The sequence below is a fragment of the Agromyces sp. Y782 genome, assembly GCF_059445405.1.
In genome coordinates this window covers 1,483,842-1,498,894 of sequence record NZ_JCAIUG010000001.1, presented here as the reverse complement: position 1 = coordinate 1,498,894, position 15,053 = coordinate 1,483,842, and the positions used below count along the sequence as shown (strand labels likewise).

The window sequence follows — 15,053 nt, the reverse complement described above, 5'->3', positions numbered from 1 at the left end:
TGGGTCGTGTCCCGGTGATGGGTCGTGTCCCGGTGATGGGTCGTGTCCCGGTGATGGGTCGTGTCCGGTGACGGGTCGTGTCCCGGTGACGACTCGTGCGCCGGTGACGAGTCGTGTCCGGTGACGGGTCGTGTCCCGTGACAACTCGTGCCCCGGTGACGAGTCGTGCCCCGCGACGGCACTTTGCCCGTCAGCGGCCGCAGCGCGGCACCGTGCGCGCGCAAAAGGTCGTCGCGCATCGGCGGCACGAGGGTGGGAGTGGGGAGTGGGGTGAGGGAGTGGGAGTGGGAGTGAGGAGAGGGAGTGGGGTGGGCAGAGCCGGGCGGGGCGGTGAGTCGCGGGCGGATGCCGCGGGTCAGTCCTTCTGCGGGCGGATGCGCACGCGGCCGCGGCCTGACTCGTCGAGTTCGACGACGCCGCCCCGCGACTTCAGGAAGTCCGTGAACGAGGCGAACCCGAGCCGGCGCTCCTGGAAGGTCGGGTCCATGCGCATCATCTGATTCTTGACCGCGGTCGACGACTGCCACTCCTCGTCGTTCTTCGCCCGCAGCAGTTCGAGTGCCTTCAGGAGCAGTCGGCCCGGGTTGCGGGGGCTGCCCGGCGAACCGTCATCGACGGGCACGGGCTCGACGGGCGCGACAAACTGCAGCGCGCGTGCCGAAGGACGCTTCGTGGTGCCGGCTTCGCGAGTTTTCGCCTCGGCCGCGTCGGTCGCGTCGGTGGCTTCGGCCGGCGCGCCGGCAGTGGCATCCGCGACCGTCTTCGTCGACGCTCGACGACGTCGCGCAGGGGCTGGGCCGGGCTCGACGGCCGGTGCCTCGCCAGCCGCTTCGGCCGTGGCGGTCGCCGCGACCTCGGGAGTGGATGCCCGGGAGCCGCGACCCGTTGCGGCAGCGGCCGGGGCCGGCGCCGCGGCATCCGTCACCTCGTCGTCGTGCACCGCGGCATCGGTCGCGAGCAGTGTGTCGTAGTCGGCGTACTCGTCGCACGCGGCGGTGAGCGCTCTGCTCGTGCCGCCCGCGACGCCGATGCCGACGACGTAGCGACCGAGGCGCTTCGCCTTCTGCGCGAGCGCCACGTAGTCGGAGTCGCCCGCGACGATGACGATGTGCGAGAGGTCGTCGATGCGGAACATGTCTTCCACGGCGTCGACGGCGAGCCGGATGTCGGCGCCGTTCTTCGTGGCGGAGAGCGGAAAGAGCTGCACGAGGTCGACGGCGCGGTCGATGAGCTGCCCGCGATAGCTCGCGTTGACCGGCGTCGACCAGTCGGCGTAGGCGCGGGCGATGGCGATCGTGCCGAACGTCGCGGCGAAATCGAGCACGGCGTCGATGTCGACGGTCGCCTCGGCGAGCTTCTTGGCCGTCTGCGTTCCCGCGGCGGTCGACTTGCCGCGAGAGGTGTCTTTGCGGTACGCGCTGTCGCCGTGCAGCTGGTCGTAGCGCGAGATGACGATGTTGTCGAAGTCGAAGTAGAGGGCGACGCGAGGTTCTGCCGAAGTGGCCATGCCTCGACCCTATGCCTCCTGTGTGTGCAGAGCCCGAGTTCGTGCGCCCCGGCAGACACCCGCGCCCCAGGGTAGAGAGTGCAGTGCCGCGTACGCCAGAGTTGGGGGATGACCGACTACGCGCACCCCGATCGTCCCGAACTTCGGCTGAGCAATACCGAGCGGGATGCCGCCGTCGCACGTCTCGGCGCGGCGCAGGCCGAGGGCCGCTTCTCGTCGGCGGAGTACGCCGAGCGTTCCGCGGCCGCGCGCGCGGCAGTGACGCGTGGCGACCTCGCGCCGCTCTTCGCCGACCTGCCGGCCGAGGCAAGGGCGACGCCGACGACGCCGCCGCTGCCCGCGTCGACGCCGCCTGCTGCCTTCACCACGCCCATCACGGGGGCGGCGGACTCCGCGTCCGAGACGTACGGGCGCAGGGGGCGGCAGCCGCTCGGCGGTGCGATCGGCGCGACCGTCATGGCGCTCGTTCCGTTCCTCGCGCTCGGCCTGTTCTTCCTCACCGGCCACTTCGGAAACTACGCGTGGTCGTGGATCTGGTTCCTGCTGATTCCGATCGCCGGCATCGTCATCTACGGCCCGGGGTCCGAGTACCGAAGGCGCGGCTGACCCAGGGTCGACGACATCACACCAGTTCCCCGAGACGTAGGAGCAGCATGACCGAGACCACCGCGGCCGCGGCTGCGACCGTGACCGCGACCGCCACCCCGACCGCCACCGCGACCGTGACCACGACCGCCACCGCGACCCGCCGGCGTATCGCCCACTCCGAGCTCGAGGTCTTCCCGCTCGTTCTCGGCGGCAACGTCTTCGGCTGGACCGCCGACGAGGCGGAGTCGTTCGCCGTGCTCGACGGGTTCGTCGCCGGAGGCGGTGACTTCATCGACACGGCCGACGGCTATTCGCACTGGGTGCCCGGCAACAGCGGCGGCGAGAGCGAGACCATCATCGGCCGTTGGATCGCCGCACGCGGCAACCGCGACGACGTCGTCATCGCCACGAAGGTGAGCAGCCACCCCGAGTTCTTCGGCCTGTCGGCTGCGAACATCGCTGCGGCAGCGGATGCCTCGCTGCAACGTCTCGGCACCGACCGCGTCGACCTCTACTACGCGCACTTCGACGACGAGTCCGTGCCGCTCGACGAGACGATCGGCGCGCTCTCGTCACTCGTCGACGCCGGTAAAGTGCGCGCCATCGGCATCTCGAACTACTCGCCCGAGCGCATCGACGAGTGGTTCGAGGTCACCGCGGCCAACGGGTTCCACCGCCCCGTGGCGCTGCAACCGCAGTACAACCTCGTCGAGCGCGGCTTCGAGCACGGCCTGCGCGAGCGCGCAGAGCGCGAGGGCCTCGCCGTGCTGCCGTACTTCTCGCTCGCGAGGGGCTTCCTCGCCGGCAAGTACCGCGGTGAAGCGGATGTCGCCGCCTCCGGCGCCAGCCCGCGTGCCGGAGCCGCCGCCGCCTACCTCGGCGAGCGCGGTCTGCGCGTGCTCGCCGCTCTCGACACGGTCGCCGCGGCGCACGGTGTCGACGTGGCATCCGTCTCGCTCGCGTGGCTGCGGCAGCAGCCCACCGTGCTCGCACCGATCTCGAGCGCGCGCACGGTCGCGCAGCTGCCGGCGCTGCTCGCCTCGGCGTCGCTCGAGCTCACTGCGGAGGAGCTCGCAGCGCTCGACGGGGCGTCGGCGATCGGCTGAGCCCGTTCCCTTCGACGAACTCAGGGAGCTTGGGTACAGGGGCGGTCGCACCGAACGCCCGCGGGCGGTCGCACCGAACGCCCGCGCCGGCGGCATCCCTCGTGCCATGATCGGGTGACGTCCTACCTCCAGCACGCGACCGACCCGGTCACCTGGCTCGGGCCCGAACTCATCTGGGCCGAACCCGACTGGCTGCGGGCCGGGCGGCGCGCACCCGACGTGAGCGACTCTTGCGGTGGATCCCGGGCGTCACCGCGCTGCACCTCGTCATCGACATGTTCATGGGCGAGAGCGTGCCCGCGATGCACGGGCACAACTACGGCGACGTGATCGTCGACGGATGGCGCGGCGTCACCGGTGATGGCGGGCTGAGCGAGGCCGCGGTCGCCCGGGTGCAGGCGGTCATCGAGGGATACGCCGAAGTGCGGCCGGTCGGCAGCGTCAGCGAGAAGCGCGCGCGGCGCAGCGCTCCGGCTTCGTCTGCATCGAGAGTGCAGTTGTCGTCGTTCTGACCGACGCTTTCCGACCGGAACTGCACTCTCGATGCGCACCGCGCCGCGGGGAAGGGGAAGGGGAAGGGGAAGGGGAAGGGGAAGGGAAGGGGAAGGGGAAAGGAAAGGGGAAGGGGAAAGGAAAGGGGAAGGGGAAGGGGCGGCCGCTCAGGCTGCGGCGACGACCGCGTTGTGCAGTTCGTCGCCGTTCACGCCGAGCCGGCCGAAGCCGCCGCCGATGTTCGTGAGCAGCACGAAGCACACGTCGCGCGACGGCGTGATCCAGAATTCGCACCCGGCCCAGCCGCCGTGGCCGTAGCTGTCGCGCGCGAGCAGGCCGGGCGCGTTGTTGCGGAGGTTCCACGTGAAGCCCCAGTCTTGACCGCGCTCGGCCCGGTAGGGCTCGAGCTTCGTCATTCCCGTCGTCAGGGGCCGCAGCATCGCCTCGACGGTGACGGGTGCGAGGAGCGAGCCGTCATTGCGCAGCAGGGCACTGCCGACGGCGAGCAGGTCGGCGGCACGCCCGAACAGTCCGGCTCCGGGATGGTCGAGCGTTGCGAAGCGCTCGTAGTCGAGACCCTGAGCGGATGCCTCGATGACCTCGTGCGGCGTCGAGTCGACGTCGAGCGTGAAGCCGTCGGCACCGGCTCGTGCCGCGACGGCCCTGACAGCGTCGAACCACGACTCGTCGCCAGCGTGCTCGATCAGGGCGGCGACCCCTTCGAAACCGATGGTCGAGTATCGAGTGACCGTGCCGGCTGTGAAGTCGCGCCCGGGCGCGAGCAGCAACGAGCGCAGGCCGGGTGTGTCCATCGGGGGTTCGACGATGCCCGAGCTGTGGCTGACGAGGTGTCGAAGCCGCACGACGTCGTCGCGGTCGACCCCGAACTCGGGCACGGCGTCGCTGAGGGGAGTGTCGGGTGTCAGCCGCCCCTGCTCGATGAGCCCCAGGGCGGCGAGGCCGACGAGCGGCTTGGTCACCGAGAAGAGCGGGTAGTGGTCGTCGACGGATGTCGCGCGCCCCCGCTCGGTGCCGAACGCGTCGAGCGCGACGACGCCCGCGCTCGTGGCGATGCCGAGCACGGCCGTCGGCAGTGCCCCGTCGGCAACGCCCCGTCGGACCCAGTCGAGGGCGTGGTCGAATTCGGGCATGGGGTCCTCTCGAGTGGGTGGTGGTGCTCCCTTCGACGAGCTCAGGGAGGGGGCAGGGTCAGCTGCGATACACGACGTTCAGGGGAGCGTCACCGCGAAGCATCCGCTCGATCTGCTCACGCAGGAGCCGAGCCATGCGCGGCAGCATCGCGGTCGACGCGCCGCCCACGTGCGGGCTGACGAGCACGTTCGGCAGGGCGAAGAGCGGATGCCCCGCCGGCAGCGGCTCGGGGTTGGTGACGTCGAGCGCGAAGCGGAGTCGGCCGCGCTCGGCCTCTGCGAGGATCGCCGTGGTGTCGGCGACCTTGCCGCGCGCGATGTTCACGACGAGCGCGCCGTCGGGCAGCGCCGCGAGGAAGGCCGCATCGACGAGGCCGGTCGTGGAACCCGTGAGGGGCACGCCGATGATGACGATCTCGGCGTTCGGCAGCAGGTTCGACAGTTCGTCGATGCCGTGGATGAAGCCCTGCTCGTCGGAGCGGGCGCGACTCGCGACCCGCGTGATCGAGACCTCGAACGGTGCGAGCCGTGCCTCGATCGCGCGACCGACTCCGCCGTAGCCGATGAGCAGCACCCGGCGATCGGCGAGGCTCGCGTGACGAGCGGGCGCCCAACGCCCCTCGGCGGCAGCGCGCACGAAGTCGGGGATGCCGCGTTGCGACGCGAGCACGAGGGCGAGCGTCAGCTCGGCGGTCGAGGTCTCGTGCACGCTCGCGGCGTTCGCGAAGACGTGCCCGGGCGGCAACGCAGCCGGTACGTCGTCGTAGCCGATCGACTGCGACTGCACGAGCCGGGTCGTGACGCCGTCGAGCGCGCCGAGGCGTGCGGCGGCGCCCATGTACGGCGGCACGACGAGGTCGATGCGGTCGGCGGGTGCGGGCCCCGACATATCCCACAGCACGACCTCGGTGCCGACGGGCGGAGCGCCGAGGGCCTCGCGCAACGTGGTGCCGGGAATGGAGACGAGCAGCGGAGCGTCGGTCATGGATCAATCCTTTCAGAGCGGAGCGCGTACCGTTCGCGGCGTGCGCGCGCCGACCACGTCGATGCCGAAGTGCCGCAGGCGGGTCCGCCTGCTAGCTTTGCCCTCATGGTGAACGAAGAATCCTCGGGAACCGAAGACGAGCGGGGCGGACGATCGCGCAACAGCCGGGATCGTCGCCGAGGATGGCGGCGGCGTCAGTCGCGCGAGGTGCTCGCCGATGAACTGAAGGAGCGGGTCTACGCGACGTTCACCGGTCTCGCGATCGTCCTCGTGCTGCGCGGTCACGATCCGACGCCGCAGTCCGCGACGTTCTCCCTCGCCGTCGGCGTGCTCGGCATCACCGTCGCCGGCCTCGTCGCCGACATCATCGCGCACAGCGCGGCGCACGGGGCATTCCCGAACGGCGAGGAGCTCCGACGGATGCTCCGCGTCGCGGGTGGGGCCCTCGCCTCGGCCTTCGTGCCGATCGTCTTGCTGCTGCTCAGTTGGCCCGGATGGATCCACCTCGAGACGGCGTTGACGACCTCGACGATCGTCTACCTCGGCACGCTGGCCCTCGTCGGCCTCGCCGCGGTGCACCGCACGATGCTGACGTGGTGGGCGCAGCTGCTGGCGCTGCTGGCGCTCGTGGCGCTGGGCGCGATCGTCGTCGGTCTGGAGCTCGTGGCGCACGAGGCGTAACACGGCGCGGGTTCGTACCGTCGCGGCGCGAACGCCTGCGCATGAGCGCTCGCAGCCCGTCGAGCGCTGCGAAGCTCGACAATGTGAAGCGAGAGGAGAATGACATGGTCGACATCACGAACGCCGACGTCTGGAAGGCGATCGAGAGCGTGAACTTCATGGTCGTCGGCATGGTGTCGGCGAAGGGCGAGGCGCGCACTGCGGGTGTCATGCACGTCGTCGCTGACGGCGTGCTCTGGTTCACGACGAACGAGCGCGAGTTCAAGGCGCGCCACATCGCGGCCAACCCCGGTGTCTCGGTGACGGTGCCGATCCCGAAGCGCATCCCGTTCGTGCCGTGGGTGAAGATCCCGGCCGCTTCGATCACATTCGCGGGAGTCGCCGAGATCATCCCCGCCGACGAGATGCCGGGCGACGCGAAACAGGTGCTCCTCCACGGCCTCGAGCTGAGCGACGGTGAACGCGGCGCAATCATCGCGATCGGTGTCCACCCGATCGGCGACTTCGTCACCTACGGCGTGGGCGTCTCGCTGCAAGGCATGCGCGACACCGAGCTCGCACGCGGCCGAACAGCTTCGGCGCGAGGGTGAGCATCATCACGACGAGTCCAGCCGACAGCGCGAGCCACGACCAGATCCAGCCCACCGAGTGGCCCTTGTCGTTCTACATCGAGGGTGTATAGCGTCGCGGCGCGAAGACCTGCGCGACGAGCGCCCGCAGCGCCTCGAGGTCGCCCGTCGCGAAGCCCTGCGCCCGTGCCTGCACGAGCACGTTGCCGATCGCGGTCGCCTCGACGGGGCCTGCGAGCACCGGGAGGCCCGCGCGGTCGGCGGTGCGTTGGCAGAGCAACTCGTTGAGCGCGCCACCGCCCACCACGTGGATCGTCTCGACATCGACGCCCGAGAGGATCGAGGCGTCGCGCACGGCCAGGGCGAACGCCTCGGCGAGGCTCTCGACGATCGAACGGGCGAACTCCGCGCGCGACGCCGGTGCGGCGACACCCTGCTCGACGCACCACTCGGCGATGCGGCCGGGCAGGTCGCCGGGTGCCAGGAATCGCGGGTCGTCGACGTCGAACACGGCAACGGGCTCGGTGACGGATGCCGCGGCCGCCAGTAGCTCGGGCAGGTCGATCCGTTCGCCGTCCCGCTCCCACCACCGCACCGACTCCGACAGGAGCCAGAGGCCCATGACGTTGTGCAGGAACCGCACGCGGCCGTCGACGCCGCCCTCATTCGTGAAGTTCGCCTCGCGCGCGGCATCCGTCAGCACCGGACGCTCGAGCTCGACGCCGACGAGCCCCCAGGTGCCGCACGAGATGTAGGCGGCCGACTCGGCGCGCATCGGTACGGCGACGACCGCCGAGGCCGTGTCGTGCGAGCCGACGGCGACGACCTCGAGCGGATGCCGCGAGCCGATGCCGAGCTCGGCGGCGACAGCCGAGCGCAGCGGGCCGAACGATTCGCCGGGACTGATGAGGGGGGCGAAGACGGATGCCGGGAGCCCGAGTCGCTCGATGAGCTCGTCGTCCCACTCGCCCGACTCGATGCCGACGAGGCCCGTCGTCGACGCGTTCGTGCGTTCGGCGAGCCGCGCACCGGTGAGTTGGAACCCGATCAGGTCGGGCACGAGGAGGAGCGAGTCGGCGAAGCCGAGCCAGCTCTTGGAGCCACCGTCGCTGCCGTCGCGCTCAGCGAGCTGCTCGGCGGCGAGCTGGTAGAGCGTGTTGAACGGCAGGAACTGCAGCCCGTTGCGGCGATAGAGCTCGTCGAACGGCACGATGCGGTGCACCGCTTCCACGCCGTGGTCGTTCCGCTCGTCGCGGTAGTGGAACGGCTCGCCGAGCATGCGGTTGCCGCGCAGCAGCGCGTAGTCGACGGCCCACGAGTCGACGCCGATCGACGCGACGGCCGGGTCGCGGCGGAACGCCTCGGCGAGGCCGCCGGTGAGGTCGCGGTAGAGGCCGGCGAGATCCCAGTGCAACCCCGAGGCGAGGTGCACGGGACCGTTCGGGAACCGCGCGACGTGGTCGAGTTCGAGTCGGCCGGCGCGCTGGTCGACGTGGCCGAGGATCACGCGCCCGCTCGTCGCTCCGAGATCGACCGCCGCAACCGAGCCTGTGCTCACGAGTCCTCGCCTTCGGTGGGGTGCGTCTCGATCATCGCAGGAACGCCGCGGCGACGCCCGCGTCGACGGGAACGTGCAGCCCCGTCGTGTGCGAGAAGTCGCTCGTGCAGAGGGCGTAGACCGCGTTCGCGACGTTCTCGGGCACGACCTCGCGCTTCAGGATCGTGCGCTGTGCGTAGAAGGCTCCGAGGTCTTCCTCGGGGATCCCGTAGGTCTTGGCGCGGTTGGCGCCCCACCCGCTCGCGAAGATCCCCGAGCCCCGCACGACGCCGTCGGGGTTGATGCCGTTGACCTTCACGCCGTACTCGCCGAGCTCGGCGGCGAGCAGGCGCACCTGGTGCGCCTGGTCGGCCTTCGTCGCCGAGTACGCGATGTTGTTCGGCCCGGCGAAAACGGAGTTCTTCGAGGAGATGTAGACGATGTCGCCGCCGAGCTTCTGGTCGATGAGCACCCTCGCAGCCGTACGCGAGACGAGGAAGGAACCCTTGGCCATCACGTTGTGCTGCAGATCCCAGTCGGCGACCGTCGTCTCGAGCAACGACTTCGAGAGCGAGAGTCCCGCGTTGTTCACGATGAGGTCGAGACCGCCGAACGCGAGCACCGCTGCGTCGACGGCCGCCTGGACGGCACGCTCGTCGGAGACGTCAGCGGCGATCCCGACGGCGACGTCGGTGCCGCCGAGCTCGGCAGCAGCGGCCTGCGACTTCGCCAGGTCGAGATCGGCGATGACGACGCTCGCGCCCTCAGCCGCGAGGCGAGTGGCGATCGCCTTGCCGATGCCGGAGGCGGCGCCGGTGACGAGGGCGATGCGGGTCGCGAGCGGCTTCGGCTTCGGCATCCGCTGGAGCTTCGCCTCTTCGAGCGCCCAGTACTCGATGCGGAACTTCTCGGACTCCTCGATGGGCTCGTAGCTCGACAGCCCTTCGGCGCCGCGCATCACGTTCACGGCGTTGAGGTAGAACTCGCCGGCGACGCGGGCGGTCTGCTTGTCTTTGCCGTAGCTGAACATGCCGACACCCGGCACCAGCACGATGAGCGGGTCGGCGCCGCGGATCGCGGGGCTCGAGGCATCCGCATGCCGCTCGTAGTACGCGGAGTAGTCGTCGCGGTACTGCTCGTGGAGCTCGGTGAGGCGCGTGAGCGAGTCCTCGACGGAGGCATCGGCGGGCAGGTCGAGCACCATCGGCTTCACCTTGGTGCGCAGGAAGTGGTCGGGGCAACTCGTGCCGAGCGCGGTCAGGCGGGGGTGCTCGGTGCGGGCGAGGAAGTCGAGCACGCGCTCGTCGTCGCTGAAGTGGCCGACCTGGGGGGCATCGGTCGAGACGAGGCCGCGGATCGTGGGTGCCAAGGCGGCTGCCTTCGCACGGCGCTCGGACTCGGACAGTGCTTCATAGCCGGGCAGCACCGGGCCGAACGGCTCGGGCTTCGAGTGCTCCGCGATGTAGTCGGCGGCGGTGTCGATGATCCACAGCGAGCGCTGTTCGACCTCGTCGCTCGTGTCGCCCCACGCCGTGATGCCGTGGCCGCCGAGGATGCAGCCGATGGCGTCGGGGTGTTCGCGGCGGATGGCGGCGATATCGAGACCGAGCTGGAAGCCGGGGCGGCGCCACGGCACCCAGATCACCTTGTCGCCGAAGATGGTGCGGGTGAGCTCTTCACCATCGGCCGAGGTGGCGATCGCGATGCCCGAGTCGGGGTGCAGGTGGTCCACGTGGGCCGCGTCGACCAGGCCGTGCATGGGGGTGTCGATGGAGGGGGCTGCGCCGCCGCTGCCGTGCAGCGTGTAGGCGAACGCGTCGACCATCTCGTCTTCGCGATCGACGCCGGGGTACACGTTCTGGAGGGCGCGGACGCGGTCGAGTCGAAGCACCGCGAGGCCGCGCTCGGTGAGCGTGCCGAGGTCGCCGCCGGAGCCCTTGACCCACAGCAGTTCGACGTCTTCACCGGTGACGGGGTCGACGGCGACGCCCTTCGCGCTCGTGTTGCCGCCCGCGTAGTTCGTGTTCTTCGGGTCGGCGCCGAGGCGGTTCGAACGGGCGATGAGCTCACTCGCGGCGGGGTTGGCGACTGCTGCGGACATTGGAGCTCCCTCGATCAAGCGGTTGTGACTTCTTGAAAATTATCACAACATGCAACGTTCGGGCCAAGAGTGGCGTTTGCGCGGCCTCCGGCTCGGCCGCCCGTCTCAGAGGATCTCGACGAGCCCTCGGTACGGCTCGAGTAGTTCATGATCGGGGTCGAGTTCGGTCACGAGCAGGCCGATCGCGTCGAGCGGGAAGCACAGCGCGACATCCTGCTGGCCGAGCTTCGTCGAGTCGACGCACAGCACGGTCTCGCTCGCGGCGCGCGCGAACTCGTGCTTGATCTGCGCCTCTGAGAGCGAGACTTCGGAAGAGCCGTGTACCGCATCGACGGCGCTCGCCGAGGTGAAGAAGCGCCGGTACAGCATCGAGGATGCCGCGCGGCAGGCGATGGCGCCGACGAAGCTGTCGGTGAGCTCGTCGGGCTCGCCGCCCACGAGCACGGGCTTGGCCGCGCCGCCCTGGCGGACCGCCGCGAAGTTGTCCCACGAGTTCGTCGCAACGAGGAGGCCGTCGTGGGTGCCGACGCGGGCGCCGAGTCGTCCGACGGTCGACGATGCGTCGAGCGCGATCGCGCCGCCGGGCGGCACGAGACGGATCGCCTTCTCGGCGATCATCGCCTTCGCCCTGCCCCGAGTCGAGCTGCGGTCGCTGAAGGAGCGCGGGCCGAGTGGGGGGAGCGCCCCGCCTCGGACGCGCCGCAGCAGGCCCGACGCCTCCATGTCGACGAGGTCGCGGCGAATCGTCATCGCCGACACGTCCAATTCGGCGGCGGCCGCCTCCAGCCGGATGGCGCCGTCACGGTCGAGGAGCGCGGCCAGTGCCGTGCGACGTCGTTCACCGTCGAGGGAGCTCGTCGTGGTCATGTGAGAAAGCTTGGTGGATCGCACAGCTTCGCACAACCTCGCACGACGGGGGCGCCATCCTTCTCGACCTCGCTCTCGCGCGGATCGCTCAATTGAGCGCTCGTTCGTAACGTCTGAGCGCAGTCGCTATGCTCTGCTCCATGCTCGGAACCTCCACACTCCCGCTCGACGGCCGGATCGCCGTCGTCACCGGCGGGGCACGCGGCCTCGGATACGCGATGGCCGAGGCGCTCGCCGGTGCGGGCGCAGACATCGCCCTGCTCGACCGACTCGACAATGTGGCCGTGTCTGCCGAACGTCTCGCCGACGGCACTGGTCGCCGCACCGTCGGCGTGAGCGTCGACGTGACCTCCGAGGCATCCCTCGGTCGCGCATTCGACACGGTCGGCGAGGCGCTCGGCACTGCATCCGTGCTCGTGAACAGCGCAGGCATCACCCTCGGCGACCCCGCGATCGACACCCCCATCGCCGACTGGGAGCGACTCTTCGCCGTCAACGTCACCGGCACGTTCGCCGCCTCGCAGGCATTCGCCCGACGGCACGTCGCCGGCGGCGGTGCCGGTCCGGCGAGCATCGTCAACGTGTCGTCGATGTCGGCGTTCGCCGTCAACGTGCCGCAGACGCAGGCGGCCTACAACACGTCGAAGGCGGCCGTCTCGATGCTCACCAAGAGCCTCGCGATCGAATGGCTGCCGCTCGGCATCCGCGTCAACGCGCTCGCGCCGGGCTACTTCGCGAGCGACATGACCCGCGACTTCGTGGCCGAGAATCCGCGGATGGCCGAGGAATGGGTCGGCAGGATCCCCGCGGCTCGCATGGGCGAGCCGCATGAACTCGGCCCGCTGCTCGTCTACCTCGCGAGCGAGCAGTCGGCGTACGTCGTGGGGCAGAGCATCGTCATCGACGGCGGCTACACGATCGTGTAGGTGGTCGTCGCCGGGGACCTAGGGTTGATCCCATGCCACATCGTGTCGGCGCCGGTGACGGCGTCTTCCGCGCGGCGGCCATCGACTTGGGTGGATCGAGCGGGCGCGTCGCCACCGCGAGCGTCACGCCCGACCGTCTCCTCATCGATGGGATCCATCGCTTCAGGAGTCATTCGTTCAGCGACGAATTCGGCCTGCGCTGGGACGTCGAGCGTCTGTTCCGCGACTCCACCGCTGCGCTGCGCTCGGCGCGTGGCACCCGACCGTTGCACAGTGTCGCCGTCGACGCGTGGTCGGGAGACTACGGTCTGGTCGGTGCCGGGGGACTGATCGACGCACCGTTCCATCAGCGCGACCCGCGCACGCTCGCGCAGGTCGAGCCGGTGCATTCGGCGCTGCCGCCCGAGGCGTCCTTCGCCGAGACCGGCGTCACCGCGCTGCCCTTCATGACGCTCTACCAGCTGGCGGCGGATCGTGCGGCCGGCCGGCTCGAGAGCGCGCGCCGGCTCTTGTTCATCCCCGATCTCATCGCGAACTGGCTCGGCGGCGCCGAAGTCGCAGAGGCGACCAATGTGTCGTGCACCGGGCTCGCGCTGCCGCTCGGCTCGGGCTGGGATGTGGAGCGCATCGCAGCGCTCGGTCTCCCGCCGCAGATCTTCCCCGAGGTCGTGGGCGCGGGCATGGTCATCGGCGAACTCGACCGCGCGTACGGTGGGCGCGGCGAATCGACGCTCATCGTGACGGCGCCCTCGCACGACACCGCCTCGGCGGTGGCGGCCGTTCCGGCGCGAGATGCAGAGTTCGCCTACGTCTCGTGCGGTACCTGGATGCTCACCGGGCTGGAGCTCGACCGCCCCGTGACCAGCAAGGCGGCACGCGCCGCCGGCTTCACGAACGAGCTGGGCCTCGACTCCACCGTGCGTTTTCTGCGGATCACCGCGGGCTTCTGGCTGCTCAACGAGTGCTTCCGGGAGTGGGGCCTCGGCGAGGATGGGGCGGCACCGAGGCGCACTGCGCTGTTCGAGGAGGCCGACCGGCTTCCGATCCCCGGCACGATCGACACGAGCGACCCGCTGCTGCTGCGACCGGGCCGGATGCCGGGGCGGATCGCGGATGCCGCGGAGCGTGCGGGCCTGCCGAGGCCGCCGTCACGTGCGCACACCGTGCGGCTCGTGATCGAGAGCCTCGCGGTGTTCGCCGCGGAGCAGGTCGCCGCGGCCGCCGGCCTCGCCGGGGTCAGACCGCGCGTGATCCACGTGGTCGGCGGTGGATCTCAGTCGGAGCTGTTGTGCCGAACCATCGCGCGGACGAGCGGACTGCCCGTGGTCGCTGGCCCGGTGGAGGCCACCGCGATCGGCAACCTGCTCGTGCAGGCACGGGCGGCCGGTGTGTTCACGGGCGGTCTCCCGGAGCTCCGGGCGATCGTGGCGCGCTCGGTGGAAACGCGTCGCTTCGAGCCTACGCGGCCGACTCGTCGGTGAGCAGGCGCCGGGCGAGCGCGGCATCGGTGACGAGCGACGTGATCATCCCCGAGCGCAGCGCCGCGGCCACGGCCGCGGTCTTGAGCGAACCGCCGGCGACGGCGATCACCTCGGGTATGGCGCGCAACTGGTGCGTGGAGATGGCCAGCGAGCGATCTGCGATGAGGTCGATCGTGGTGCCGTCGGCGCCGATGAGCGTCGAGCACACTTCGGCCTGCACGCCCGCGGCCAGCAGCTCGTCGAGGATGCCGACGCGTTCGGCACTCTCGTAGAGCTGAGAGTCGGGCGGGCTCCAGCTGCCGATCGCGACCACGGCCTTGGTGACCGAGTCGAAGCGGCGGAAGGTCTCGAGGATGCCGGGCTCCCGCCGGAGGGCGGACGCCGTCGACGCGGCATCGACGAGCAGCGGGGCGAAGATGGCGCGCGAGCGACCCCCGGATGCGCGGCTGACGCGGCGGATCACCTCGACGCCGTTCTCGGGCGTGGGCGCGGCGACGCCCGCGAGTTGCACGACCTCGCACGTGGCGATGCGGGTGAGGTGGCCGGCCATCGCCGTGAGCGTGCGTCCTGCCGTGAGCCCGAGCACGTCGCCTTCTTCGACGATCTCGACCAGGAGCTCGGCGGTGGCGCGGCCCAGCCGGTCTTGCACGAGCTCGGGTGCGGCGCCGGGGGTGATCACGGCGAGTGCGCGCGAGAGGCCGAATCGCGTGCGCAGCTCGATGGAGAGCTCGAGGTCGAGCGAATCGGGCGCGTCGATCGTGATCTTCACGATCCCGTGTCCCATGGCGTCTTCGAGCATGCGGGCGACCTTGAAGCGCGAGATGTCGAGCTCTTCAGCGATCTCGATCTTGTTCAATCCGTCGAGGTAGTGGCGACGGGCGACGTGCGCGATCCGTACGAGCTCGTCCGGTCCCATGGTCTCTCCGCTCTCGTCTGCACGGCGCGTGCTCCGTCAGCATACCGGCGCCCACACGCTCATATGAGCGCGCATTTGTCTCATCCGTGATCGGTGATCTATCGTCCCGGAAGAGACCTCACAAGATCGCCGCGGTTCGTGCCGCG

At 70.3% G+C, this 15,053-nt stretch carries 13 protein-coding genes and 1 pseudogene; 7 read left to right on the top strand and 7 right to left on the bottom strand.

Features of this window, described 5'->3' with window-relative positions; all coding sequences use genetic code 11:
* Positions 1 to 355 precede the first annotated feature (355 nt).
* Entirely contained in the window at positions 356 to 1,507 is a 1,152-nt protein-coding gene (locus AC1C2S_RS06795; RefSeq protein WP_495351766.1) for an NYN domain-containing protein, read from the bottom strand.
* A 108-nt stretch (positions 1,508 to 1,615) separates the two neighbouring features.
* Between AC1C2S_RS06795 and AC1C2S_RS06790 the strand changes: the two genes are divergently transcribed.
* The 3 genes and pseudogenes from AC1C2S_RS06790 to AC1C2S_RS06780 all read left to right on the top strand — a co-directional run bounded on the left by AC1C2S_RS06790 (position 1,616) and on the right by AC1C2S_RS06780 (position 3,713).
* Positions 1,616 to 2,113, top strand: coding sequence for a DUF1707 SHOCT-like domain-containing protein (locus AC1C2S_RS06790; RefSeq protein WP_495351765.1), 498 nt, complete (start codon positions 1,616 to 1,618; stop codon positions 2,111 to 2,113).
* Between the two features lie 47 nt (positions 2,114 to 2,160).
* Positions 2,161 to 3,201, top strand: a complete 1,041-nt coding sequence (locus tag AC1C2S_RS06785; RefSeq protein WP_495351764.1) for an aldo/keto reductase — start codon at positions 2,161 to 2,163, stop codon at positions 3,199 to 3,201.
* A gap of 114 nt (positions 3,202 to 3,315) precedes the next feature.
* Positions 3,316 to 3,713 (top strand): annotated as a pseudogene (locus AC1C2S_RS06780) (alpha/beta-hydrolase family protein).
* A 147-nt stretch (positions 3,714 to 3,860) separates the two neighbouring features.
* On the opposite strand, the gene AC1C2S_RS06775 reads toward AC1C2S_RS06780, so the two are convergent.
* Both AC1C2S_RS06775 and AC1C2S_RS06770 read right to left on the bottom strand, forming a co-directional pair.
* Entirely contained in the window at positions 3,861 to 4,844 is a 984-nt protein-coding gene (locus tag AC1C2S_RS06775) for a serine hydrolase domain-containing protein (protein ID WP_495351763.1), read from the bottom strand.
* 58 nt (positions 4,845 to 4,902) lie between these two features.
* Positions 4,903 to 5,829, bottom strand: a complete 927-nt coding sequence (locus tag AC1C2S_RS06770; RefSeq protein ID WP_495351762.1) for a 2-hydroxyacid dehydrogenase — start codon at positions 5,827 to 5,829, stop codon at positions 4,903 to 4,905.
* Between the two features lie 105 nt (positions 5,830 to 5,934).
* Between AC1C2S_RS06770 and AC1C2S_RS06765 the strand changes: the two genes are divergently transcribed.
* Entirely contained in the window at positions 5,935 to 6,510 is a 576-nt protein-coding gene (locus AC1C2S_RS06765) for a hypothetical protein (RefSeq protein WP_495351761.1), read from the top strand.
* Between the two features lie 104 nt (positions 6,511 to 6,614).
* Positions 6,615 to 7,100, top strand: coding sequence for a pyridoxamine 5'-phosphate oxidase family protein (locus AC1C2S_RS06760; protein ID WP_495351760.1), 486 nt, complete (start codon positions 6,615 to 6,617; stop codon positions 7,098 to 7,100).
* Positions 7,101 to 7,173: 73 nt separating this feature from the next.
* Here the strand turns inward: AC1C2S_RS06760 and AC1C2S_RS06755 are convergent, their stop codons facing one another.
* From AC1C2S_RS06755 to AC1C2S_RS06745, 3 genes are all read right to left on the bottom strand, one after another.
* Positions 7,174 to 8,637, bottom strand: a complete 1,464-nt coding sequence (locus AC1C2S_RS06755) for a rhamnulokinase (RefSeq protein WP_495351759.1) — start codon at positions 8,635 to 8,637, stop codon at positions 7,174 to 7,176.
* Positions 8,638 to 8,668: 31 nt separating this feature from the next.
* Positions 8,669 to 10,717 carry a bifunctional aldolase/short-chain dehydrogenase gene (locus AC1C2S_RS06750; RefSeq protein ID WP_495351758.1) on the bottom strand — a complete coding sequence of 683 codons (2,049 nt, stop codon included), beginning with the start codon at positions 10,715 to 10,717 and terminating at the stop codon, positions 8,669 to 8,671.
* A 105-nt stretch (positions 10,718 to 10,822) separates the two neighbouring features.
* The gene (locus AC1C2S_RS06745) at positions 10,823 to 11,584 is read right to left on the bottom strand and encodes a DeoR/GlpR family DNA-binding transcription regulator (protein WP_495351757.1); all 762 of its coding nucleotides are present in this window, start codon (positions 11,582 to 11,584) and stop codon (positions 10,823 to 10,825) included.
* 140 nt (positions 11,585 to 11,724) lie between these two features.
* Between AC1C2S_RS06745 and AC1C2S_RS06740 the strand changes: the two genes are divergently transcribed.
* Positions 11,725 to 12,510 (top strand): SDR family NAD(P)-dependent oxidoreductase, encoded by a 786-nt coding sequence (locus AC1C2S_RS06740; RefSeq protein ID WP_495351756.1) that lies wholly within the window; start codon positions 11,725 to 11,727, stop codon positions 12,508 to 12,510.
* 32 nt (positions 12,511 to 12,542) lie between these two features.
* Complete coding sequence (locus AC1C2S_RS06735; RefSeq protein ID WP_495351755.1) at positions 12,543 to 13,991, top strand: rhamnulokinase; 1,449 nt, start codon at positions 12,543 to 12,545, stop codon at positions 13,989 to 13,991.
* Here the strand turns inward: AC1C2S_RS06735 and AC1C2S_RS06730 are convergent.
* A complete protein-coding gene (locus AC1C2S_RS06730; protein ID WP_495351754.1) occupies positions 13,969 to 14,907 on the bottom strand; it encodes a sugar-binding transcriptional regulator in 939 nt (312 codons plus the stop codon). The genes AC1C2S_RS06735 and AC1C2S_RS06730 overlap by 23 nt on opposite strands.
* Positions 14,908 to 15,053: the final 146 nt, after the last annotated feature.